This is a genomic window from Streptomyces sp. LBL, assembly GCF_029893585.1.
Lineage (GTDB): Bacteria > Actinomycetota > Actinomycetes > Streptomycetales > Streptomycetaceae > Streptomyces.
Genome location: NZ_JARXYX010000043.1, coordinates 1 through 23,045 on the forward strand (window position 1 = coordinate 1; position 23,045 = coordinate 23,045).

Here is a 23,045-nt window from a genome sequence, read left to right on the forward strand (position 1 = left end):
CACAGTGGGCATTCCCCCCACCGGGCGGCGCTGGTGCGGCCGGGGCCGCTTGGGGCTCGCGGCCGAGCCACCGCGCGGGGGGGGGTGCCCCCCCCCCCCCCCCCCCCACCCCGCCCGCCGTCCGACCCTCGCCGCATGGGCGGCGAACCTGCTGCTGCGCTCCCGACCGCAGGAGAGCGGGCGCTTCCTGGAACTCGGGCAGGCGCTGCGCGAGGCGTATCAGACCCTGGACGCCGAGGGGATCAGGAAGCTGTCCGACCAGTGCCGCAGCGTCGTCGCCGCCCTGTCCGGGCAGGCTGCCCAACTGGCGCGGGACGCCGGCCACCCGCTGTCGGACACAGCACAGCAGGACGTCGGCTCCACCCTGCGCGCCGTTCTCGCCGATCAGGACGCCGCCGACCGGTGGGCCACCGGTCGACTGGAGGGCGCCCTCACCCCGCCGTTGACATTCCCCTCCCCCGCCGCCGCCCCGGCCTCTCGCGCGGCGCGCGAACCGTCGAGATCACCGTCACCGTCACCGTCGCGGACACAGGCGAAGGACGAAGTCGCCGAGCGCCGCCGCCGGCGGCAGGAGGACATCGCCCGGGCCAAAGAAACAGCCAAGGCGGCCGAGCAGCGCCTGCGGGACCAGCACGCGGCACAGGCGGACGCCGACGCGGTGCTGCGGCAGGCCCGCGACCGGCACGACCAGGCCCGTCAGCAGGCGTCCGCGGCCGAGGAACAACTGCGGCAGGCACGTCAGGAGCTCCAGCGAGCCGAACGGGAGCAGCGGGAAGCCGAGGACCGGCACCATGCTGCCTCCGACGCCCTGACCCACGCCGAACAGGCAGCACATGTGGCCGCCCGGAAGGTGACGCGCCTGGCGTCCGGCCGCTAGGGCGTGCTGTTCGAGGGCCGGCAACGAAACGCGTCCGCCACGGGCCTTGATTAAAGACTCCTCAGCCGGGCAATCCCCAACGAGGGGCTTCCTCGTTCGGCTCGACGGGCGTGATCCGCAGGTCCGGACGGTCGCCCTTGGCGGTGATGAGCGCCGAATCACCCTTGCGCAGGGCGACTTTGATCGCGCCGTCGCTGACGGACTCGTACCGCAACGGACGTCCTCTGCCATCCCGTACCTCGATCGGGCCCGTGATGCCAGGCCGTACGACGCAGGGAGCGCCGGCCTCGCTGACCAGCCGGACCCAGCGGGTCACACCGCCCTTGCGTACCGCACTGAGCAGAAACGCCCCCTGGGTACGGAAGTTGTGCACCGTCAGATCGGCCCAGGCGGTCGGCAGGGCGGGGAAGACACGGATGATGCCGCCCCAGGACTGGCAGACCATGTCATGCAGGGACTGGGCGGCCGAGAGGGGGGTCTCGATGACCGGGCCCGATTCCTTGTACATGGTGTTGGGCTGGATGAAGCGGCTCATCAGCTGGCCGAGGTAGGCAAGCGCGTCCTCGCCCTTGCCCAGCAGCGCCGACATCGAGGCCGCGCCCGTGAACGTATAGCCCTGGAGGGCGCCTTCGAAGCCGACCCAGTGGGCCAGCGACTTCTCGATCAGGGCCTTTTCGTCGGGCGTACGGCCGGTCAGTTCGTACAACGGGTACACCGCGAGGAGATGCGAGTAGTGGCGGTGCGACTTCGCGAAGGGTATGTCCGCGCCGATCATGAAGCCGTTGTCGTCGGTCGGGTACGGGGCCCGCCTGGCCAGGACCTCGCGCCAGCGCGGCGCCGACTTGTCGTCGATGCCGAGGACTTCGGCGGATTCGAGGAGGGTTCGGCAGCCCCACGTCAGCAGCATCAGGTCGTAGTTGCAATCGCGTGAGTTGCCCCCGTACTCGGGCGAGAAGGTGGCCGGCAGGTGCAGTTTGCCGTCGGTTCCCGGCTCCAGGAAGTGCAGGTAGTAGTTGATCGCCTCGCGGAGGAGGGGGAAGAGGACGTCGCGGAGGATCGACTCGTCCATCGTGTGGCGGTAGCTGAGCCAGACGTTGTGCAGGGCCCAGGTGAGGTTACCGACCTCGGGGGTCGGCGGGTCCTGGCCGGGAACGCCGACGCCGTAGCCGAGTGCGGGGTCCGTCGCGCCGCCGTTGACCAGCGAGGTGTCGGTGGTGCGCGGGATGCCCAGCGAGTCGGCGCGATAGGCAGGCGCCATCTCCGCCTTGAGATGGTCCCTGAACTCGCTCAACGCCCTTGTCACGGCGTCGAGTTCGAGATGATTGGAGCCATGGATGAGCCAGTACTCCAACTGCACGTTCAGGTTCCACCAGGTATTCGGCCACGGCGTGGACTCCAGCCAGGGGCCGCTCGTGGCCATCACGGGCGCGTCGCGCCGGGCCGCGGACGCCGTCTTGTAGAGCTGGATCCAGTAGAAGCGCTGCATGCGCGCATCGGGCAGCGAGAGGAAGCTCTGCCGGTAGAAGGCATGCCACCAGGCACGATGCGCCACGGCCAGCAGGTCGTACGAGAGTTTCGAGGCGCCCCGGACCGCGGCCAGCGCCCGCCCGAGCGCCGTCGACTTCGGATACGAGTGCGCGACATGCACGTACAGCGTCCGCGTACGCCCCCACGTGCGCTCCCGCCACGCGGTGACATGCTGTCCGCCGGACAGCAGCGGCTGTACGGCGGCGGAGATGCCGTCGTACTTCCCGGTCTCGGCGGGCGGGTTGGCCGTGTACCCCTCGGGCAGTGGCCGGAACGCGGCGCGTGGGCTGATCGCCTCCGCCGGGTGGAACACCCACGTGAAGTCACGCTCCCCCTCGCTCGGCGTCACCTCGACGGCCAGTACGGAGCGGAAGTTGTGCACCAGCGCACGGATCGTGAGGGTGCCCCGGTCCGTGGTGAGCGTTCCGGTCAGCTCGGCGTCGCGCAGCCCGAGCCGCCAGTCCAGGCCGGTAATCGTGCCCACCGGCTCCAGCGTGAAGTGGCCGATCGGCAGCCGCGCGAGCCCGAACAGCGAGCCGAACTGCGGGCGGTGGTCCTGGACTTCGGAGTGCTGCACGTTGAAGCGGACAGCCCGGACGGTGTCGGCCTCGGCGCCCGGTTCGGCGTAGATCCCCGAACCGAGGAGGCCGTTGCCCAGGTAGGGGCCCTCGTACCAGGTCTTCGGCATCCGCTGCCAGACCAGGTCGGCGTCGTCAAGGACGGTGCGCCACGGATCCGAGCCGACACCAGCGGCGGTCGCCGCTCCGGCCTGGACCGGCAGTCCGCCCGCGAGCAGCGTCCCGCCGAGCGCGGAGCCGGTGGCAAGCACGGTACGTCTGGACGGACGGCGGGAACGACGGCTGGACGTGCTGGGCATCGTGCCTCCTGGCGGCTCGTACAACTTGCCGAGATTCATCGGAGCTATCTCAGTGCGCAAGGTAGAGATGATGCGAGAGCACGTCAATAATTTGGAAGAGATCCGATGTGTTGAGTTGGTGGACGGATGAAGCGGGTGACGGAACGTGCGTCTCCACAGCGGCCCGTGTCGCGGCGGCGGGCCGGGGCACCGGCCGCCCTCGCAGCCGGGCCGACCGGCCTTCGGCCGCCGCTGGAACAGCACACCCCCCGGCCATGAGAATGCCGTACTCGCGGCCGAAGCGGGGTGCCTCCCGTCATGTTGCCGGTCCGGGAACAACTCGCCGGCGAGGACACTGTCAGTGGTTGGGCCCGCGGTGTGGGCCCAACCCCCGTAGAACGCCGTCCAGTTGGGTCGCGCTGAGCGCGGGGGCGGGGAGCGGGAGGGCTGCCGGGCCGGCCCGCAGACCGTCGAGGAGCAGGCTGAGGGGGCGGCGCCAGGCGTCCGGGGCCACCTCCTCGGCGAGAGAGGGAACAGCGCGCCCCAGGGCGGCCAGCGCGAACAGGACGTCTTCGACCGTGGCGTCCGCGCGTACGGCTCCCTGCTCACGGCCGCGCTCCAGCAGCAACTCCACCGTCTCCCGGTTGTGGGCGTGGACGGCTCGTAGCGTCTCGACACCCTCCACATGGGTGGTCATCAGGTCGTTCGCGCCGCGGTCGGCCGACAGGACCCCGAAGACGGAGTGCAGATAGGCGGTCAGCCCGGCCCAGGCGTCCTCAGCGGCCCGCGCCCGTTCGCCGGCGGCCATCGTGTCCGTGAGCAGGTTCCGGAAGACAGAGTCGACGAGTGCGGCCCGACTGGGAAAGTGGCGGTAGAGCGTGGCGTTGCCGACCCCGGCCCGACGGGCGATGACGTCCAGCGGCGCTTCGAGGCCCTGCTCTGTGAACACCTCGTGGGCCGCCGCGACCAGGAGCTCCTGGTTGCGCCGGGCATCGCGCCGCCGTACCGGTGTGCCCGCGCCTTCACTGCCGGCCGCCATCATCACCCTCCGCCCTTCCGGGGAGTCTTCCCCGGAAGGGATGCTACCGTCGGATCCTTAAGCGGGGAGCACTCCCCATTTAACTGGGAGGTCTACACGAGTGAACGGCCCAACGTTCCACGAACCGGAGCGGAGCGCGATGAAAGCGCCCACCCTGGAAGACCTGGCACCCGACGGTCACGACATCGCCGTGGACCCGTATCCCGCCTACGCGGCCCTGCGCGCCAAGGGCCCCGTCCACCGCGTCATGGTCCCAGGCAGTGGGGAAACCTGGCTGGTCGTCACACGTGACGCCGCGCGGGACGCGCTGACCGACCCGCGCCTGCGCAACGACATCCGGCACTCCTCGTCGTGGCGGAGCGACGGGGGTCACGCCATCGGCCACAACATGCTCCAGTCCGATCCACCGCAGCACACCCGGCTGCGCCGACTGGTAGCCGGTCACTTCACGGCGGCGCGGATCGCAGCGCTGCGTCCGAGGATCGAAGGCATCGCCACCGGACTGCTCGACGGGCTCCCGGAGCACGGCACAGCGGACCTGGTGAGCGGATACGCCCTGCCGCTGCCGGTCACAGTGATCTGTGACCTCCTGGGCGTCCCGCCGGCGGACCGCGCCGCCTTCCACACATGGTCCGCCGAACTGGTCATGCCCACCTCGCCCGAGGCGGCATCACAGGCCACCGCCGCGCTGAGCACGTACCTGGCCGAGCTGACCGACCGCAAGCGCCGTACACCGGACGCCGATCTGCTCACCGACCTGGTTGCCATGACCCACCCGGGCCCGGCACCTGACGGAACGGCCGACGACGCCGCCCTCACCCCCGAAGAGCTCCTGGGGATGGCCTTCCTCATCCTCGTCGCCGGTCATGAGACCACGGTGAACCTCATCTCCGCGACCGTCCACGCCCTGCTCGCCCACCCGGAACAACTCGCGTTGCTCCGCACCGATCCGGGTCTCACCGCTTCCTGCGTCGAGGAGTCACTGCGCCACAACTCACCGGTCCACGCTGCCGCGTTCCGTTTCGCGGCCGAGTCCCTGGACGTGGCGGGCACGCGCATAGCCGCCGGAGACTCGGTGATGATCTCCCTCGCCGCCGCCTCCCGCGATCCGCTCCGCTTCCCCGATCCGGACCGTTTCGACATACGTCGCGAGCAACGCGGCCACCTGGGCTTCGGCCACGGCCTCCATCACTGCCTCGGCGCGCCCCTGGCCCGCGCCGAAGCCACCATCGCCCTGAGTCAACTCCTCCGTCAGCGCCCCCGGTTCGGGTTCGCCACCGACCCGGACACGCTTGTCTGGCGGAGCAGCATGCTTGTGCGGGGGCTGACCGGACTTCCGCTGAGCTTCGGTTGACACCTGGGTTTCTGCGCGTCGACCCGCCGCGAGGCGCCGGCCCCGGGACTGATCAAGCTGCTTCCCTGAAGAGACAAAGGGGCGCGAGTCGCCCGCGCCGGGTCCGGTTGCGACCGCTTTCGCCCACCCATGGACAGAAGGCCGAGTTCCCCTTCCTCCTCGGTCAGTGCTGCGGCCGGTCGGTGGTGTGGGAGTCGGCGAAGTCCCAGAGCACCGGCAGGAGTTGCTCGGGCGTCTCAGTCTGAGGCATGTGGCCGGTGCCCTCCATCAGACGGAACTCCGCGTCGGGAACGGCCTGCGCGTACGCACGTCCGTAGTCGGCGTCCACGACCTGGTCGCTCGCGCCCCACGCCACCAGGGTCGGGCAGGTGATCTTGGCGAGGCGGTCGGCGAGGGTGGGGTCGGTCATGGCGTGCGGGCCCGAATAGACCTGCAGCGCGGCACGGTTCGTGGCCATGACCGCGCGCTGCACGTCGGTCAGCGTGCTGGGGTCGAAGCGGAACTTCGCGGGGTCGTGGAAGGAGAGGCGCGACAACTCGACGGGCGTCAGGGAGAAGGTGTCGGCTACCGGGTGGCCGGGGACGTGGATGCCGACGGCGTTGACGAGCGTGACGCTGCTGATCCGATCGCCGCCCAGGGCCGCCAGTTCGGCGGCGATCCAGCCGCCGATCGAGTTTCCGACGACGGCGACGTCCCGCAGGTCGAGCGTGTCGAGCAGCTCTGCGTAGACCTGGGCCAGAGTCGTGACGTCGGACAGCCACTCGGGGCGAGCGGTGCCGCCGAATCCGGGATGGACGGGGGTGAACACCCTGGCCGGGCGCTGCTGGGCCAGGAAGCCGGCGAAGGGGGTGACGGTCTGCGGACCGCCACCTCCGTGCAGGAGCAGGAAGGGACGCCCCTGCTGCCCGTCCAGGCTGACGCTGACGTCGACGGTGCCCTGGTCGAGCGTGAGAGTGTGGGTGCTGGTGGTCATGTGGTGCTCCTCAAGTGGATCGCGCCAAGGGGAAAGCGGGTCGCCGTCACGCGAAGTCGGTTGCGGGGACCGTGGCGTAGCGGCTCATCACCGCGACGGTCGACTCCGGGGTCAGTTCCCGGCCGCCGGCGATCATGTTCCGCAGGTCGCGGAAGTACTGCACGTACAGGTCGGGCGTAAAGGTGTTGAGCACCACCGCGGGCGTGTCCCCGAGGTTGGCGAAGGTGTGCGGGGCCCCGGGAGGGATCATGGCCAGCGTGCCGGCCCGGGCCACGTGGGTCGTCTCCCCGATGGTGAAGTGCACGGTGCCGGAGACGACGTAGAAGCCCTCGTCATGCCGGGCGTGGCGGTGCTGCGGCGGGCCCTGGGTGTGCGGGGCGATGGTGATCTCCCCGATGCCGAGGCGGTGCCCGGTGGTGCTGCCGTCCTCGAGGATGCGCATCCGCATGGGGCCCAACTGGATCGTCTCACCGTCGTCCGGACCGACCAGGGAAACCGTGCTCATTACTCCTCCTTCGCGAGCCGACCCTCATGAGAATAGGGAAGTCGACCCTCTTTATGCAAGTGGACTCTCATAACAAGAGGCCACTGCTAGAATGAGGGATCAAAGGTGGTCCAACAGGAGGAGTCGCACCATGACGGCGCGAGCGGGCACCGGCCGCACCAACCAGAAGCAGCGCACGCGGACGGCGATCGTGGCGGCCGCCCGGGACCTCATCGGCACGGGCACCGAGGTGACCATGCCCGCGATCGCCCGCGCGGCCCTGGTGTCCGAGGCCACCGCCTACCGGTACTTCCCCGACCTCCCGTCGCTGATCAGCGAGGCCCTGGCCGGCGTCTGGCCGCCCCCCGCCGAGGCGCTCGCACCGGTCGCCCACTCCACCGACCCCGTCGAACGCGTCGCCTTCGCCTGCGAGTTCCTGCTCCGCGGCATTCTGGCCCGCCAGAGTTCGGTTCGCGCGATGATCGCTGCCACCATCACCCGGCCCGAGACCGCGACCGCACGCCCCGGCATCCGCTTCGGACTGATCGACCACGCGCTCCGGCCCCTCGAAGACACGCTCGGGGCGACCGATCCGGCGGCCTTCGCCCAACTCAAGCGAGACCTCGCGGTGGTCGTGAGCGCCGAGGCTCTCTTCACCCTCACCGATCTGTGCCGGCTCGATCCCGATGAGGCCGTCACCAGCGCCGTACGGACCGCCACCACCCTGACCCGGGCCGCGGGGCGCTCCATCGGCTAGCGGCTAGCGGCTAGCGGTCAGGGCACATCAGGGAGCCCTGTGATCGGCTCGGCGTGCACCGGCCGGTCGGCTCGCCCGCGATGGACAGCTCCCGGTCGACCGGGTCGGCGTTCATCTCGGGGGCACCACCCGGGAGCGCGGGTCGCAGGGCAGACCTCCGGCCGGTCCCCGACAGCTATCGGGGTGCCGGGGTCGTTGCGCGGTGGGTGGCGAGAAGGAAGGCGGAGCCGGTGGCCAGGAGTACGGCGAGGACTGCGAAGCCGTAGGAGAGGGTGGTGAGGACGGCGGCTGCGGCGACGAGGAGTGGGCCGCCGGCGTCGCCGAGTTCGCGGCCGAGTTCGGCCGATCCCATGGTCTGGCCGAGGCGTTCGGCGGGTGTGGTGGCGGCCAGGGCGGCGAAGCCGAGGGGAGTGATCAGTCCGGTTCCGGATCCGATCAGGGCCGCGCCGGTCAGGATGCCGAGCAGACCGGGCAGCGTGGCACATCCGAGGCCGGCTGCGGTGGTCAGCAGTCCGGCGGCCAGGCCGGTGCGGGTGGTGAGGCGCTCGGTGTCCAGGGCTCGTCCGGCTGCCGGTTGGACGACGGCCGCGCACGCGGCCAGGACGGAGACGGCGGCGCCCGTGGCCACGGTGCCGAGCCCGGCCCTCGCGCCGGAGACAGGCAGGAAGCCGACGCCGACGGAGAGCGCGGCGGTCGCTCCGGCCAGCGCGGCGGTCGGGACGAGGAAGGAGCCGGACGTGAGCCGCCGCGCCAGGTCGAGAACGGTCTGGCGCCTGCGGGGCAGCGGGGCTGTGGCAGGGACGGCGAGCGCCGCCCATACGGCCACAGCCGCGCCGAGCACCATCATCACAGCGAAGAGCAGTCGCAGCCCGCCGGCCCGGACCAGGACGCCACCGAGCAGGGGGCCGAGGGTGTAGCCGATGGACTTGTAGAAACCGTAACTGCCGAACGCCCGGCCGCGCTTGGCGGCCGGGTTGAGCCGGGCGACCAGCGCGGAGGCCGAAGGCGAGAAGGCCGAGGCTGCGGCCCCCTGACCGAGTCGGGCCGCCCACAGCCAGCCGGGGCTGTCCACCATCGCGTACAAGGCCGAGGCCGCGGCGAACGCGACAAGCCCGCCGAGCAGGACGGGCCGCGCGCCGACACGGTCCGCAAGGGTCCCGAAGACCGGTTTGAGCAGGACCTCGGCCCCGTCGTACAGAGCGAGCAGCCCGCCGAGGACCAGCAGCGACGTGACCGCGTCGTCGGAGAAGCCACCGAGGTTGGCGGCGATGCCGTGGGCACCGAACGCGGTGGTGAAGCCGGCCGCGTACAGCGGCCACATCGTCCGCCGCGGCGCCGAAACGCCTCCCTGCGCGCTCACACCTGATCCGCCTCGCTCTGGTGCAGCGCGGCAAAGACGCGTTCCGCGTAGTCCTCACAGACCGACTGGCACTGCCTGAGCCGTTCACGGGCCTCGGCGGACTCCGGCGCGCCGAAGACATCGCGTGCCGTCAGGTCCCGGTGCCAGCGCCGCAGCCGTTCCAGGCTCTGTTCCTCTTCTTCCAGCTCGGCCAGGGTGAACTTGGAGATCCGGATCTCCTTGGCGATCTCCTCCTCGAACTTGCCGCAGTCCCCGAGGAACTCGGTCCAGTCCTCGGACCGCGCGGCGGTGAACAGCGCCTCGAAACGGGCCGCGTCCTCGGGGTCGCGTCCGGTCGCCTGCAGCGTCACTGCCTGTCCCTCGGCGCGCTCGGTCAGCTCCACCGCGCGCCGCACCCCCTCGGCGAAGGCCGGCACGTCCGGCACGGCCCAGATTCCCTGGCCCAGCGACAGTGCGCCGACCTTACGCAGCTCTCGCCAGACCGCCACCCGGTGCCGCGACGGCTCGCCGGGCAGCCTGATCACCAGGACCAGCCACCGCGCCCCTGCCTGGTCGTTCGTCACGGCACGAAATGTAGCAGGCGTTACGTCCACCCGGGCGTCCCGAGTTGTTCGCGGGCGGGGTCGACGGGGAGCCCCCGACCCGGCGTGAGGTAAGGGGTCGGCGCGTCACGCGGAAAGCGGAAAGCGGAAAGCGGAAAGCGGAGCTCAAGGCACAGGCTCAAGCTCAAGCTGCTGCGGTATCGGCACAGGTCACCGATGGCCGCTCAGCGGCACCGGGCCGGGTCTCGACGGCTGACCGGCATCCATGCGCCCGCGGTCGTCAGTCTGCTGACCGGCGTCCCTCACCCGCGGTGGTCGGTCTCCTGAGCGGGGGATCTGGCCTGGCGTGCGGCGACGACCATGACAATGACGGAGACCAGGCAGATACCGGCGCCGACGTAGAGCGGCGAGGCGTAGCCGAGGCCGGCGGTGATGGCCAGGCCCCCGAGCCAGGCGCCGAGCGCGTTGCCGATGTTGGACGCGGACACATTGGCACTGGCGGCCAGCGCCGCACCGTGGGCGAAGTCGGTGACGCGAGTGATCATGCCGGGGACGCTGGCGAAACCGGACAGCCCCATCAGGAACACCAGTATGACCGACGCGGTGGCGCTGCCGGCCAGCAGACCGAACACGGCGAGGGTGATGGTGAGTCCGACCAAGGAGAGGACAAGAGCGCGGTCACGGTCCTGGTCGGCCGCCCTCCCACCGACCAGGTTTCCGACGACGAGGCCGACGCCGTACACCATCAGCAACCAGGCGACATCCTCCGAGGAGAAGCCACCGACCTCGGTGAACGTGTAGGCGATGTAGCTGAACGCACCGAACATCCCGCCATAGCTGAGCGCGGTGGCCGTCAGGGTCAGCCAGACCTGCCAGGACCGGAACGCGCGGAACTGGGCCCGCAGGCTGTCGGCCGGTACCGAGTCCGCGCGGCCCGTCACGGCCGACGGTGCCGCCTCTGCCGCGCCTGCGGGGACGAGGGCGACGATTCCCGCCAGCGCGATCACGCCGATGGCGGTGACCGCCCAGAAGGCCGCCCTCCAGCCCCAGCGCTCACCGACCAACGCACCGAACGGCACGCCCAGCACGTTGGCAACCGTCAGCCCGGCGAACATGACCGCCACCGCGCGGGACTTCTTCTCCGGCGCGACCAGACTGCGAGCGACCAACGAGCCGATACCGAAGAACGAACCGTGGCACAACGCCGCGACGATCCGCCCGAACAGCATCACCGGATAGTTCGGCGCGAGGGCGGACAACAGGTTGCCGAGGACGAACAACACCACCAGGCCGATCAGGACCCCCTTGCGGGGCAGCCGCGCCGTCGCCGCGGTCAGCGCTATCGCGCCGATCGCGACACTCAACGCGTACCCGGAGATCAGCCAGCCGGCGGCCGCCTCGGACACCGCGAAACTCGACGCCACCTGCGGCAGCAGCCCGGCGATCAGGAACTCGGTCAGACCGATGCCGAAACCGCCGAGTGCCAGCGCGATGAGTCCACCTGGCATGCGCAGTTCTCCGATCGACCGCCCGAACGAGTGCGCGGCGTACGGGACTTGCCGCCCCGCCCTACGGACCGCCCGGAGGCCGAACCGCCCGCGCTACGGCCCGATGCCGGACCGCGCGACGCCGAGGCACCACTATGCCATTTGGCGTATGGAGTTCGTACAGGCGTCCGTCACCTTGTACTGCCGGCGACCCAACTCCTCCTGTGCGCCGGTGCAGTAGCCCCTGGTGGCGGGATCCTGGCAGGCGACCTCGCCCGCCGAGGCCCATGCGGCCGTCGGCTTCACCCGGGGAACTGCGCGGTGCGGTCACGGGGGGACATACGCGCCCGCCTGTCGATCGTCGGCAGCCGACGACAGGCCGCGCTCACGGGGCGAAGCATGAGGCGGCTCCGCAGGCCTACGCCGGACAGGGGAGCGTCGCCGTGCGATCACCCACCGCCCACGACCTCAAGACCGGCGAGCGGTTGGTAAGCGGGTGAAGCCTGAGCCGTTGTCCGCGGTGCGGGGCATGCATGAGATTCCCGGCCATTTCCGGCCGAAGCGGCGGATACGACGCGCTGGAGGCGAGTGATGAACGAAAGAGCCGGTCAATCCGGCGACACGGTCCACGAGGTCCCCGTCCTGATCGTCGGCGGCTCGCTGGTGGGTCTGTCGACCTCTCTGTTCCTGGGCCGACTGGGTGTGCCGCACACACTGGTGGAGCGCCACGCCGGCACATCCATCCATCCCCGCGGGCGCGGCAACAACGTACGCACGATGGAGTTGTTCCGGGTGGCCGGCGTCGAGCGGGCAATCCGTGAGGCCGCGGCCACACTGGCGGACAACCACGGCATCCTGCAGACGCCCACCCTGGTGGGTGACGCCGGCGAATGGCTGTTCCGGGACATCGACCCGGGTGGCGGACTGGCCCGGTTCAGCCCGAGTTCCTGGTGTCTGTGCAGCCAGAACGACCTGGAGCCGGTCCTGCTCGACCAGGCCACCGCACTCGGCGGCGACCTGCGGTTCCACACCGAACTGATGTCGTTCGACAGCGGTCCCGACGGCGTCACCGCGGTGGTCAAGAACCGGGAGACGGGCGAACACAGCACCATCCGCGCGGACTACCTGGTCGCCGCCGACGGCCCTCGCAGCCCCCTGCGGGAACAACTCGGAATCGGCCAGAGCGGACCCGGCGACCTGTTCCACAACATCAGCATCACCTTCCGCTCCCGGCGCCTCGCCGAGGTGGTGGGGGATCGCCGCTTCATCGTCTGCTACCTGACCAGCCCGGACACCGACGGCGCGCTGCTGCCGGTCGACAACCGCGAGAACTGGGTCTTCCACGCCCCCTGGCACCCCGAAGACGGCGAATCCATCGATGCCTTCACCGACGAGCGCTGCGCGGACCACATCCGCCGAGCGGTCGGCGACCCGAACCTCGACGTCGAGATCACCGGCAGAGCCCCCTGGCACGCCGCCCAACGCGTCGCACGGACCTACCGGGCGGGCCGTGTCCTCCTGGCCGGCGACTCGGCCCACGAGATGTCCCCCACCGGAGCCTTCGGCTCCAACACCGGTATCCAGGACGCGCACAACCTCGCCTGGAAACTGGCCGCGGTACTCGGCGGCTGGGCAGGCGAGGGACTGCTGGACACCTACGACGCCGAACGGCGCCCGGTGGCGGAGGCGACCAGCGCCCGCGCGGCCGCCCGTTCCGTCGAGCACAGTCACCCCGGCTTCGCCCCGCCGCCCGGCCCCGGTGGGGCACCTCAGCGCGGCATCCTCAACGTGGCCCTCGGCTACCGCTACCCGAACGGCGCCGTCGTCGGCACCGATCCCGCCACCGCCGTGGTCCCGGAGAAACTCGCCCTGACGGGGGAGCCCGGCAGCAGGGCACCCCACCTGTGGGTACGGCACTGGGGCGAGCGGATCTCCACCCTCGACCTGTACGAGCGGTCCCTGGTCCTGCTCAGCGACGCCGCCGAGCCGAACGGCTGGCACGAGTGTGCCACCCGCCTCGCGAAAGAGATGGACCTCCCTCTGGCCACGTACCGGGTGGGCGGCGGGCCCGAAGCCGAGCTTGTGCCCGAGGAAGGCGCGGACTGGCGGGAAGGGCACGGCCTGGCGCCCGGGGGCGCCGTACTCGTGCGGCCCGACGGGTTCGTCGCCTGGCGCTCGACTGGCCCGGTCCCGGATGCCGAGTCGACGCTGCGCCATGTCCTGACCCTGACGCTGGCTCTGAGGTGAGCTGACCCGCCTTCGGAAACGGCCTCCGCTCCCCTGGCCCGGGATCGACAACGGCGGTCCAGGAGACGGCACGTCACGTGAACCACCACTTGGGGCGCTCACCCGGGTGAGCGCCCCAAGTGGTGCGAGACGGACGCCTGGCTGACGGTGGATCACGTCAGGGCCGGGTCACCTCAGCCGGCAACGTGCCAGCTGCCCTGCCATGGCGAAAGGACCCTCTTATGCGTTCTCCTCGCATGCTCCTGGCCGCCGCCGCGGCCTCGGCCGTCCTCGCGGTCACCGCGCCCGGCGCCTACGCGGCCGGTGACTGGGACCACGACGACTCGTCCTACAGCAAGGAACACGACAAGGGCGGCAGCCATGACTCACCGCACGGTGGCATGCACACGGGTGGTGGTGCGCTGACCGCGGTGAGCGACGGCGGCTCGGACAGCGGCTACAGCTCCAAGCAGGACCCGGAGGCCTCGAAGGACAGCGAGCAGGGCAAGGACTCCACCTGGACCAAGGACAGTGAGGACTCCGGGGCCAAGGCCAGCGAGAGCTCCGGAGCCAAGGACAGCGAGAGCTCCTGGACCAAGGACAGCGAGGACTCCGAGACCAAGGGCGGCGAGGGCTCCGGGAGCGGCGGCCACAAAAAGCCCAGCGGCGGGATCCACACCGGAGGCGGCGCGCTGGCCACGCCTGGCGTGACCACGGGCGGACTGGCGGCCCTGGCCGTCGTCGGGACCGGCCTGTACGCCGCCCGTCGCAAGAAGTCGGCCTACAGCGCGGCCTGATCCATGCCGGACGCGATAGCAGCGCGGCCGCCACCGGTGCCTCGTGTGGCGGCCGCTCCGCTGACGGCTCTCGGCCGCTCCGTCCGCCCCGCTTCCGCGCACCAATGAGGTGATCCCCATGGCTGTCCCTCCGCCCTCCCCCACCGACGACAAGCCGGTACCGACCCCCCAAGGCCCTCGGGGGGGCGTGATGGTGCTGTGCGCCACGGCCCTCCTGATCCTGGCGACGAGCCTGGCCGGCGGCCACGACACGTCGTCCGACAACTCCGGCCCGCCGCAGAGCCACCCCGCCCCGCAGGCTCCTCGAACCCCGCAAGCCGCCCCGCCGGTCTCCCCGCGAGCCATCCCGTCGGCTTCCCCTTCCGTCCTGCCGGTCGGCAAGCACCTGCCGCGATCGAGGCCCGTTCGTCTGCTCATTCCGAAAATCTGGGTGGACGCCCCCTTCACCGCCCTCGAGATCGGGCCCACCGGGCAACTCGAACCCCCGCCCGCCGCCGACACCAACCTCGTGGGCTGGTACACAGGGGGCGCCTCTCCCGGCGAGACCGGCACCTCGGTCATCGCCGGGCACGTCGACACGGTCGTCTCGGCGGCGGTCTTCGCCGGCCTCGGTGAACTGAAGAAGGACGACACCTTCCGGGTCGTCAGGGCCGACCGGCGTACGGCGACCTTCGTGGTCGACAGCGTGGAGCAGTTCGACAAGGACCACTTCCCCAGCCGGCGGGTGTACGACGACACACCGCGGGCCCAGGTCCGGCTCATCACCTGCGCGGGTGACTACGACCGCACGGTCAAGGACTACACGGCCAATCTGGTGGTCTTCGCCCACCTCGTGTGACCTCCTCCGCCGGCCGGCCCGGTCACCCTCGTAGTCCATACGAATCGCGCGCCGGAGGGGACCGGCACAGGATCGAGTCACGCTCACATCGGAGCACCGCAGCCCAGTTCGCTGTTTTCCCTCCCCTCGAAGGAGTAGTGCCCAGGATGACCACCACGTCTGCACCTGCCTCACAGCCGCGGACCGGACCTGCGTCGCCGCGTGTCTCCCAGTCAGTGTTCGACGGCTCCACGCTCCGGGTCGTCCTGCTGGTGGACGTCTACGACGGAGCCCAGCAGCAGTTCCTGGAGGCGTACGAGCAACTCTGCAACCAGGTTGCGTCCGTCCCCGGGCACGTCAGCGACCAGCTGTGCCAGTCGATCGAAAACCCCTCCCAATGGCTCATCACCAGTGAGTGGGAGAGTGCTCCGCCCTTCCTCACCTGGGTGAACAGCGAGGCGCACGTACGGATGGTGGAGCCGCTGCACAGCTGTGTCCGGGACACCCGGTCGCTTCGCTTCCACGTCGTCCGTGAGACCGGCCGCCCGGTGGCGCACGCCAAGGCAGGTGAGCGCGGGCTCCAGACCGCGCCCCGGATCGGTGACGGCGTGATCCGGCACGCGCTCACGTTCACGGTCAAGCCCGGCAGTGAGGCGACCGTCGCCGGGATCCTCGCCGGCTACGCCTCGCCCGAGCCGCGGGTCGACGACACCACCCGGCTGTGCCGCACCTCCCTGTTCATGCACGGCAACCGGGTGGTGCGCGCCATCGAGGTACGGGGCGACCTGCTCGCGGCGCTGCGCCATGTCTCCCGGCAGCCCGAGGTACGGGCCGTCGAGGAGGCCATCAACCCGTATCTGGAGCAGGACCGGGACCTCAACGACCCCGAGTCCGCCCGGGTCTTCTTCACCCGGGCCGCGCTGCCGGCCGTACACCATGTGACGGCCGAGCAGGAGAACCCGGCGGCGGAACGGCACGCGTTGCACTACCCGGCCCGGCCCGGGTGCGGTCTGCGGCTGGCCGAGTTGCTGGCGCAGCAGGACGAGGCGGCCGCGGACGATCCGCGCAGCCCGGTCCTGCGCAGCACGATCTTCCAGCGCGACGACGTCGTGGTGCGGCTGGTCGACCTGCGCGGTGGCCTCGACGCCGGCGACCCCGCGCTGTCCCTCGGCCTCCTGGACCCCGCCGAGGCGACCGAGCTGACGACGTTCCTGGACGGCAGCGCTGGTGCGGGCGGCGCCGCGAAGGACGGCGATCTCACCCACCTGCTCAAGCTCGCCCGCATGGAACTCGTCACCGACCGCCGTTCGCCCGAGGCCTGATTCCTCCAGCAGCCGGGCGCGGCGGCCACCGCGCCCGCGTCGACACAGCACACGATCGGAGCAACGTCGTGAAGAAGAACCGTCCCAGAATCGTGGAGCTCGGCGAAATCGAGCCCAACACCCGGCGCGGCGGCGATCTGCGCGCCCTGCTCACTCCCGCCACGGTCGGCTCCACCAGCGGTTTCATGGGCGTGGCCATCGTGCAGCCCGGCGACCGTATCGCCGAGCACTACCACCCGTACTCCGAGGAGTTCATCTACGTCCTGTGCGGGCGGCTGGAGGTCGACCTCGACGGTGACCCCCACCCGCTGCAGCCTGAGCAGGGGCTCATGATCCCCGCCCATATGCGGCACCGCTTCCGCAACGTCGGCAACGTGGAGGCCCGCATCGTCTTCCATCTCAGCCCGCTGGCCCCGACTCCGCCGCTCGGCCACGTCGACACCGAGGAGACCGACGCCGCCCCGGCCCCGACGGAGGCGGCCCCCGCCGGTGTGGGCCGGACGGTCGCAGGATCTCAGGTGGGTTCATGACCAGGCGCGTAGCGGTCACCGGCATAGGTGTCGTCGCCCCGGGCGGCATCGGCGTACCGGCGTTCTGGGGTCTGCTGGCGGACGGGCGCACGGCGACGCGGGGCATCACCTTCTTCGACCCGTCCAGCCTGCGTTCGCGGATCGCCGCCGAGTGCGACTTCGACCCGGCGGCCCATGGGCTGGACGCGGAAGACGTCGCACGGTGCGACCGCTACATCCAGTTCGCGCTGGTCGCCGGGGAGGAGGCGGTACGGGACTCCGGCCTCGACCTCGCCCGGGAGAACCCCTGGCGGGTAGGGGTCTCCCTGGGGACCGCGGTCGGCGGCACCACGCGGCTGGAGAACGACTACGTCCTGGTCAGCCACGGCGGGCAGCGCTGGGACGTGGGCCACGAGGAGGCGGGCCCGCATCTGCACCGCGCGTTCTCGCCCAGCACCCTCGCCTCGGCGGTGGCGGAACGGTTCGAGGCGCACGGGCCGGTGCAGACCGTCTCCACGGGCTGCACCTCGGGGCTCGACGCGGTCGGGTACGCCTTCCACACGATCGAGGAGGGCAGGGCCGACGTGTGCCTGGCCGGCGCCTCGGACTCGCCGATCTCACCGATCACCATGGCCTGCTTCGACGCGATCAAGGCCACGTCCTCGAGCAACGACGACCCCGCGCACGCCTCACGTCCCTTCGACGCCGACCGCAACGGGTTCGTCATGGGCGAGGGCGGCGCGGTGCTCGTCCTGGAGGAGCTCGAACACGCCCGGGCTCGCGGCGCGCGCGTGTACTGCGAGCTCAGTGGCTATGCGACCTTCGGCAACGCCTATCACATGACCGGTCTGACCACCGAGGGCGTGGAGATGGCCCGGGCCATCGAGAACGCTCTCGGTCACGCCCGGCTCGACGGAACGGCGATCGACTACGTCAACGCGCACGGGTCGGGCACGCAGCAGAACGACCGTCACGAGACCGCCGCGGTGAAACGGGCCCTGGGGCAGCACGCCTACGACACCCCCATGAGTTCCATCAAATCCATGGTGGGCCACTCCCTGGGCGCGATCGGGGCGATCGAGGTGGTCGCCTGTGTGCTGGCCCTGGACCACCAGGTGGTACCGCCCACCGCCAACTACGAGACCCCGGACCCCGAGTGTGACCTGGACTACGTCCCGCGCGTCGCGCGCGAACGGAAACTGAACAGCGTGCTCTCCGTGGGCAGCGGGTTCGGCGGCTTCCAGTCCGCGGTGGTCCTGAGCCGGCCGAGGGAGAGGACACGATGAGCGAACCGCATCCACGGCGCGCCGCCGTCACCGGAATCGGTGTGGTCGCGCCCAACGGAACCAGCACCGAGGCCTTCTGGAAGTCCACCCAGGAAGGCATCAGCGTCCTCGACCGGGTCACCCGCGAGGGGTGCGAGCACCTGCCGTTGCGGGTGGCCGGTGAAATCCGCGCCTTCGAGCCGACGGCGGCGGTCGAGGAACGCTACCTCGTCCAGACCGACCGGTTCACGCACTTCGCGCTGGCCGCGGCCGACCTCGCGCTGGACGACGCCCGCCTCAGCCAGGCCGACACCGACGACACGCCGTTCTCCGTGGGCGTGGTCACCGCGGCCGGTTCCGGCGGCGGTGAGTTCGGGCAGCGGGAGTTGCAACAGCTGTGGGGAAAGGGCAGCCGCTTCGTCGGGCCGTACCAGTCCATTGCCTGGTTCTACGCCGCCAGCACCGGCCAGATCTCCATCCGCCGCGGCTTCAAGGGCCCCTGCTCGGTGGTCGCCGCCGACGAGGCCGGCGGTCTGGACGCGCTCGCGCACGCGGCGCGGGCCGTGCGGCGCGGCACCGACGTCCTCGTGGCCGGTTCGACCGAGGCACCGCTCGCCCCGTACTCGGTGGTCTGCCAGCTCGGTTACCGGGAGCTGAGCCGCGCCGACGACCCGACGCGCGCCTATCGCCCGTTCACCGCTTCGGCCTGCGGGTTCGTGCCCGCCGAGGGCGGTGCGATGCTCGTCGTGGAAGAGGAGGCCGCGGCCCGGGAACGGGGCGCGCGGGTACGGGCCGTCCTGGCCGGACACGCGGCGACGTTCACCGGCGCCTCCCGCTGGGAGGCGTCCCGGGAAGGGCTCGCGCAGGCCATCCGCGGTGCCCTGGACGAGGCCGGCTGCGCGCCCGAGGAGATCGACGTGGTCTTCGCGGACGCCCTCGGTGTACCGGAGGCGGACCGGGCCGAGGCGCTGGCGATCGCGGACGCGCTGGGCACTCACGCCAAGCGCGTGCCGGTCACCGCGCCGAAGACCGGTATCGGACGCGGTTACTGCGCGGCGCCCGTGCTGGACGTCGCGGCGGCGGTGCTCTCGATGGAGCACGGCCTGATCCCGCCCACCCCCAACGTCTTCGACGTCTGCCATGACCTCGACCTGGTGACCAGTCGTGCCCGCGCCGCCGAGGCGCGCACGGCGCTGGTCCTCAGCCGGGGGCTCATGGGCTCCAACTCGGCGCTGGTGCTGCGGCACGGTGCCACCGGCGCCTCCTGACGAGGCGCCGCACAGCAAAGGAGAGGAACCACATGAGTGACCGCATCACCGTGGAAGAGCTGGCCGAGCTGATGAAGAAGGCCGCCGGCATCACCGTCACCCCGGCCGAGCTGGAGGAGCGCTACGACTCCGGCTTCGACGTCATCGGCATCGACTCGCTCGGTCTGCTGGGCATCGTGGGCGAGCTGGAGAACCGGTACGGCACGCCGATGCCTCCCGACGCGGAGCGTTGCAAGAGCCCCCGGCAGTTCCTCGACCTCGTCAACAGTGCCCTCCTGGCGGGAGCGTGACATGGCCGGACACACGCAGAACGAGATCACGATCGCCGCGCCGCTGGACCTGGTCTGGGACATCACCAACGACGTGGCGAACTGGACGCAGTTGTTCAGCGAGTACGCCTCCGTCGAGATCCTTTCCCAGGAGGGGAACAAGACCTCCTTCCGGCTGACCATGCACCCCGACGAGAACGGCACGGTGTGGAGCTGGGTATCGGAACGGGAGACGGACCGCGACATGCTCAGCGTCAGGGCGCGCCGCGTGGAGACCGGGCCCTTCGCCCACATGAACATCCGCTGGCAGTACGAGAAGGCCCCGGGCGGCACTCGGATGGTGTGGACGCAGGACTTCGAGATGAAGCCCGAGGCGCCGGTCGACGACGACTGGATGACGGACAACATCAACCGGAACTCCAAGGTCCAGATGGCCCTGATCCGGGACCGCATCGAGAAGGCGGCCGCCGAGCAGGGGTCCGCGCCGGGCCTGACCGACTGAGCAGGACGGAGGACAGTCCCCATGCACCAAGCCCTGATCGTCGCCCGTATGGCTCCGGGCACGGCCCCGAACATCGCCCAGCTCTTCGAGGAGTCCGACCGGGGAGAGCTGCCCCATCTCGTCGGGGTCGCCCGGCGCAGCCTCTTCCAGTTCGGCGACGTGTACATGCACCTCATCGAGTCCGACCAGGACCCCGGGCCCGCCATCGCCAAGGCGGCCGGACACCCCGAGTTCCGGAACATCAGCGAGCGGCTGTCGGCGTACGTCACGGCGTACGATCCCGAGACCTGGCGCTCGCCGAAGGACGCGATGGCGCACCGCTTCTATGTCTGGGAGCGCGGCTGAACGCACCGTTCTCCCCGTGGACGGCCACTGGTCGCCGGGGCCCCCCCGCGGCGGGCCCCCGCCCACCGGGGGGGCAGTGACCCCGGGGCGGGGGCGTCGAACCCGTGGCGGTAGGGGGTGTCCCGCCGGCCCAACACGATTACCAGGCCCGCTTCGGTCAGCCGGCTGACCATGCTGTCGGTGGTGTGCTTGGCCCCGCCGACGTTGAGGAGCAGCAGCAGGTCCATGGCGGTGCTGAACCGCATCGAGGGCGTGTCGTCGACCAGGTTCTCGATGACCACGACCCGCGACCCGGCTCCGCCCGCCTCGATGACATTGCGCAGGGTCCGGGCGGTGCTCTCGTCGTCCCACTCCAGGATGTTCTTGATGACGTAGACGTCGGCCTTGACCGGGACGGCCTCGCGGACGTCGCCGGGCACGATCCGTGCCCGGTCCGCGAGATCGCCGCCCGCACGCAGCCGCGGCACGGCGTTCTCGACCACGCGGGGCAGATCGAGCAGAGTGCCGTGCATCGAGGGGTACTTGTCCAGCAGGCTCGCCACCACATGCCCCTGGCCGCCGCCGATGTCCGCGACCGACGCGCTGCCCGACAGGTCGAGCAGCGCCGCGACGTCCCGCGCCGACTGCTCGCTGGAGGTCGTCATCGCGCGGTTGAAGACCGCGGCCGATTCGGGGGCGTCCTCGTTGAGGTAGGTGAAGAACTCCTTGCCGTACAGGCCCTCGACCACGTTGTGGCCGGTGCGCACCGCCTCGTCCAGCTGGGGCCACGCGTCCCAGGTCCACGGCTCGGTGCACCACAGTGTGATGTTGCGGAGGCTGTGCGGGTCGTCCTCGCGCAGCAGCCGGGACATGCCGGTGTGCGCGAACGTCCCGTCCTGCTGCTCGGCGAAGACTCCGTAGCAGGACAGGGCCCGCAACAACCGTCGTAGCGGCCGGGGTTCGGTCTTCACCGCTGCCGCGAGGTCCTCCACGGCCATGGGGCTGTCGCCGAGAGAGTCGGCGACCCCCAGCCGGGCGGCCGCGCGGAGGGCTGCGGCACACGCCGCCCCGAACGCGAGCTCCCTCAGCCGCATGGACGGCGGTGGGGTGGTGGTCTGCGCGGCGTCTTCGGTCTGTGCGGTGGGTGCGGTGGGTGCGGTCTGTGCGGTCGTCATGTGCCGTCTCTCTTCCTTCTCGGGTCCACGGGTGACCACGGTCGACCGGTCAGCACAGGCCCGCGGGCTTGGACGCCTGGCAGGTGTTGCCTTCGAAGATGTTGCCCTCGCCGGTGTCCGCGTTCACGATGTCCGCCGGGGAGTTGTCCTGCAGCACGTTGTCGCTGATCCGGTTCCGCTCGCTGGTGACGCCCACGAAGCTCTTGAACAGGACGATGCCGCCCGACAGCGGGGACGTGCCGACGTTTTCCGTGATCTCGTTTCCCGTCACCAGCGTCTCCTCGGCGCCGGTCAGGACGATGCCGGAACCCTGCAGTGCGGGCAGCCGTTCGGTCTTCGGGCAGGACTTGTTGTTCTGCTCGATGATGTTGTCGCGCACGGTCAGGTGGCCGGTCTTCGGCTTGTTCTCGTCACCGACGACGAACACCGCCGCGCAGTTGCCGGTGAGGCGGTTGCTCTGCACGCTGACGTTCTGCAGGCGCCGCACCGTGATGCCGATCCGGTTGCCCTCCAGCCGGTTGTGTTCGACCACCGTTCCCAGGGCGTCGGTGGCGCCCTGCTCTGCCGTGATGGTGTTGGCGAGGAACAGGCCCGCGTCGCCGTTGTCCCGGGCGGTGTTCATCCGGAACGCGCCACGGACCGACTGCTCCTGGGCGATGCCCCACACCCCGTTCTTCACCGCGGTCACGTTCCGCACGGTCAGCCCGTCCGTCGCCATGGCGAACACGCCGTCACCGGTGAAGCCGGTCACGGTCAGGGAAGCGACGGTGACACCCTCGACGTTGGCGTCCTTCGTCCCCACCACACAGATGCCGTTGCCGCGCTCGGCACAACTGTTCGCGGCCTTGTCCGTGCCCGGCTTGATCACCGTGCGGGCACCCATGCCGCGCAGGGTCAGCCCGGGCTTGCTCACCTTGACGCTCTCCTGGAAGGTCCCAGGGGAGACGAGGACGGTGTCACCCGGTGCGGCAGCGTCCACTGCCTTCTGGATCGATTCCCCCGGGCGGACCACGTGGGTCGTGTGACCGGCGCTCGGCGGAGCGGCCCCGAGGCCTGCCCCGACGACCACTGCGGCGCAGGCCCAGTACGCAATATGACATTTCTTCATATTCTGCACGATATTGCCCAGAGATGCGCAAACGGCCTGGATGGGCCATTCGGTGGCGTGTCACGGGCCGCGTGGTGCGGTGCACGCGGCGGGCTTGTCCAGGCCTTCGGCCGGACCTGGACCCGCGCCGAGAACAGCGGGAAAGCCCTGAACGACAGCCCCGCACCACCGGACGACACCCCTCGCCCATCGCATCGGACGCCGACA

The 23,045-nt window shown here is 70.7% G+C and carries 22 protein-coding genes; 13 read left to right on the plus strand and 9 right to left on the minus strand.

From position 1 onward, the window contains the following. Window positions 1-4 precede the first annotated feature (4 nt). Window positions 5-877 carry a hypothetical protein gene (locus M2271_RS37095; RefSeq protein ID WP_280891931.1) on the plus strand — a complete coding sequence of 291 codons (873 nt, stop codon included), beginning with the start codon at window positions 5-7 and terminating at the stop codon, window positions 875-877. A 61-nt stretch (window positions 878-938) separates the two neighbouring features. Here the strand turns inward: M2271_RS37095 and M2271_RS37100 are convergent, their stop codons facing one another. Both M2271_RS37100 and M2271_RS37105 read right to left on the minus strand, forming a co-directional pair. Next, complete coding sequence (locus M2271_RS37100) at window positions 939-3,281, minus strand: glycoside hydrolase family 95-like protein (protein ID WP_280891872.1); 2,343 nt, start codon at window positions 3,279-3,281, stop codon at window positions 939-941. Between the two features lie 337 nt (window positions 3,282-3,618). After that, on the minus strand, window positions 3,619-4,302 hold the full coding sequence (locus M2271_RS37105) for a TetR/AcrR family transcriptional regulator (protein ID WP_280891932.1): 684 nt from the start codon (window positions 4,300-4,302) through the stop codon (window positions 3,619-3,621). Between the two features lie 136 nt (window positions 4,303-4,438). Between M2271_RS37105 and M2271_RS37110 the strand changes: the two genes are divergently transcribed. Next, window positions 4,439-5,653 (plus strand): cytochrome P450, encoded by a 1,215-nt coding sequence (locus tag M2271_RS37110; RefSeq protein ID WP_280891873.1) that lies wholly within the window; start codon window positions 4,439-4,441, stop codon window positions 5,651-5,653. 163 nt (window positions 5,654-5,816) lie between these two features. Here the strand turns inward: M2271_RS37110 and M2271_RS37115 are convergent, their stop codons facing one another. Together M2271_RS37115 and M2271_RS37120 are read right to left on the minus strand one after the other, a co-directional pair. Further along, entirely contained in the window at window positions 5,817-6,626 is an 810-nt protein-coding gene (locus M2271_RS37115) for an alpha/beta hydrolase (protein WP_280891874.1), read from the minus strand. Between the two features lie 46 nt (window positions 6,627-6,672). After that, window positions 6,673-7,131, minus strand: a complete 459-nt coding sequence (locus M2271_RS37120) for a cupin domain-containing protein (RefSeq protein ID WP_280891875.1) — start codon at window positions 7,129-7,131, stop codon at window positions 6,673-6,675. Window positions 7,132-7,261: 130 nt separating this feature from the next. On the opposite strand from M2271_RS37120, the gene M2271_RS37125 reads away from it, so the two are divergent. After that, window positions 7,262-7,867: a TetR/AcrR family transcriptional regulator gene (locus tag M2271_RS37125; RefSeq protein WP_280891876.1), complete on the plus strand. Its 606-nt coding sequence runs from the start codon at window positions 7,262-7,264 to the stop codon at window positions 7,865-7,867. Window positions 7,868-8,042: 175 nt separating this feature from the next. On the opposite strand, the gene M2271_RS37130 is transcribed toward M2271_RS37125, so the two are convergent. From M2271_RS37130 to M2271_RS37140, 3 genes are all read right to left on the minus strand, one after another. Further along, window positions 8,043-9,188: an MFS transporter gene (locus tag M2271_RS37130; protein ID WP_280891933.1), complete on the minus strand. Its 1,146-nt coding sequence runs from the start codon at window positions 9,186-9,188 to the stop codon at window positions 8,043-8,045. 35 nt (window positions 9,189-9,223) lie between these two features. After that, window positions 9,224-9,790, minus strand: a complete 567-nt coding sequence (locus M2271_RS37135) for a Chromate resistance protein ChrB (protein WP_280891877.1) — start codon at window positions 9,788-9,790, stop codon at window positions 9,224-9,226. Between the two features lie 281 nt (window positions 9,791-10,071). Next, window positions 10,072-11,277, minus strand: coding sequence for an MFS transporter (locus tag M2271_RS37140; protein WP_280891878.1), 1,206 nt, complete (start codon window positions 11,275-11,277; stop codon window positions 10,072-10,074). A gap of 570 nt (window positions 11,278-11,847) precedes the next feature. On the opposite strand from M2271_RS37140, the gene M2271_RS37145 reads away from it, so the two are divergent. From M2271_RS37145 to M2271_RS37190, 10 genes are all read left to right on the plus strand, one after another. Next, window positions 11,848-13,503, plus strand: coding sequence for an FAD-dependent monooxygenase (locus M2271_RS37145; protein WP_280891879.1), 1,656 nt, complete (start codon window positions 11,848-11,850; stop codon window positions 13,501-13,503). A 221-nt stretch (window positions 13,504-13,724) separates the two neighbouring features. Then, entirely contained in the window at window positions 13,725-14,279 is a 555-nt protein-coding gene (locus M2271_RS37150; RefSeq protein WP_280891880.1) for a hypothetical protein, read from the plus strand. 118 nt (window positions 14,280-14,397) lie between these two features. Continuing rightward, the gene (locus M2271_RS37155; RefSeq protein ID WP_280891881.1) at window positions 14,398-15,117 is read left to right on the plus strand and encodes a class F sortase; all 720 of its coding nucleotides are present in this window, start codon (window positions 14,398-14,400) and stop codon (window positions 15,115-15,117) included. A 146-nt stretch (window positions 15,118-15,263) separates the two neighbouring features. Continuing rightward, window positions 15,264-16,418 carry a SchA/CurD-like domain-containing protein gene (locus M2271_RS37160; RefSeq protein WP_280891882.1) on the plus strand — a complete coding sequence of 385 codons (1,155 nt, stop codon included), beginning with the start codon at window positions 15,264-15,266 and terminating at the stop codon, window positions 16,416-16,418. 68 nt (window positions 16,419-16,486) lie between these two features. After that, window positions 16,487-16,948 carry a cupin domain-containing protein gene (locus tag M2271_RS37165; protein WP_280891883.1) on the plus strand — a complete coding sequence of 154 codons (462 nt, stop codon included), beginning with the start codon at window positions 16,487-16,489 and terminating at the stop codon, window positions 16,946-16,948. Next, window positions 16,945-18,213, plus strand: coding sequence for a beta-ketoacyl-[acyl-carrier-protein] synthase family protein (locus M2271_RS37170; RefSeq protein WP_280891884.1), 1,269 nt, complete (start codon window positions 16,945-16,947; stop codon window positions 18,211-18,213). The genes M2271_RS37165 and M2271_RS37170 overlap by 4 nt, the downstream gene beginning before the upstream one ends. Beyond that, the gene (locus M2271_RS37175; RefSeq protein WP_280891885.1) at window positions 18,210-19,460 is read left to right on the plus strand and encodes a ketosynthase chain-length factor; all 1,251 of its coding nucleotides are present in this window, start codon (window positions 18,210-18,212) and stop codon (window positions 19,458-19,460) included. The genes M2271_RS37170 and M2271_RS37175 overlap by 4 nt, the downstream gene beginning before the upstream one ends. Window positions 19,461-19,492: 32 nt before the next feature. Then, window positions 19,493-19,750: an acyl carrier protein gene (locus M2271_RS37180; RefSeq protein WP_280891886.1), complete on the plus strand. Its 258-nt coding sequence runs from the start codon at window positions 19,493-19,495 to the stop codon at window positions 19,748-19,750. Between the two features lies 1 nt (window position 19,751). Beyond that, complete coding sequence (locus M2271_RS37185; protein WP_280891887.1) at window positions 19,752-20,231, plus strand: SRPBCC family protein; 480 nt, start codon at window positions 19,752-19,754, stop codon at window positions 20,229-20,231. 21 nt (window positions 20,232-20,252) lie between these two features. After that, window positions 20,253-20,576, plus strand: a complete 324-nt coding sequence (locus M2271_RS37190) for a TcmI family type II polyketide cyclase (protein ID WP_280891888.1) — start codon at window positions 20,253-20,255, stop codon at window positions 20,574-20,576. Here M2271_RS37190 and M2271_RS37195 read toward each other — a convergent pair. Both M2271_RS37195 and M2271_RS37200 read right to left on the minus strand, forming a co-directional pair. After that, window positions 20,555-21,649 (minus strand): methyltransferase, encoded by a 1,095-nt coding sequence (locus tag M2271_RS37195; protein ID WP_280891934.1) that lies wholly within the window; start codon window positions 21,647-21,649, stop codon window positions 20,555-20,557. The genes M2271_RS37190 and M2271_RS37195 overlap by 22 nt on opposite strands. Before the next feature lie 130 nt (window positions 21,650-21,779). Then, complete coding sequence (locus M2271_RS37200) at window positions 21,780-22,838, minus strand: right-handed parallel beta-helix repeat-containing protein (RefSeq protein ID WP_280891889.1); 1,059 nt, start codon at window positions 22,836-22,838, stop codon at window positions 21,780-21,782. Between the last annotated feature and the right edge of the window lie 207 nt (window positions 22,839-23,045).